Raw genomic sequence first — 624 nt, 5'->3', positions numbered from 1 at the left:
AGAGTGGACGCCGTATTATCGTAGAGGGTTCCGTGCAGATAAACCGTTCATCACTATTGGTGAAAGCGAAAATAGTAAGAATGAACGGCCTTATTCGGGAGAGGTTGCAGATATTCCTTCGGTCATTAAAACATGTAAAACTGCAACTGCACTATTAGACGCTGTCAAGAAGCACTGGCAGGATGAAGCGTTTGTTCATGCAGTATTAAAAGCAGCTCAGTTGAAGAAATATCAAAAAAACTATGACGATCGCAGTGCTATCATTCAGCTGTTTATTGTCGCAGGTAGAGTGGATCAGGCTGTCGCATTGATACCTTCAGTGAACAAAGGGAAAAGTAAGCCAGGCGATGGTGATTATGCAGTGGAGCCACTAAAGGTTGTTCTTGACTATTTAAATGACTGCCCTGAACAAATAACACCTGAATTATTGACTTCATTATTGAATGAGGTTGCTAAAGTATTCCCTCAATGGGTGTGGAAGCTATTTTTCCAGTTAAGTCGATTAAGTTGTCGGCTTTCTATGCCATCTCGTGCTGAGCTGATGACTGAAATATTGGCAGTGAAACAGAAGGGATATCGACGACGTTTTGATCATGTGACTTTCTACTTGGGAGTATTAAAAGG

Annotated in this window: 1 protein-coding gene; it reads left to right on the top strand. The window is 41.5% G+C overall.

The features are described from left to right. On the top strand, positions 1 to 624 hold a 624-nt coding region (locus IQR33_RS03370; protein WP_193843518.1), incomplete at both ends, for a hypothetical protein.

Origin of the sequence: Vibrio sp. OPT46 (assembly GCF_015163535.1) — a bacterium.
Taxonomy (GTDB): domain Bacteria; phylum Pseudomonadota; class Gammaproteobacteria; order Enterobacterales; family Vibrionaceae; genus Vibrio; species Vibrio alginolyticus.
This window is presented reverse-complemented; position numbering and strand designations above follow the sequence as displayed.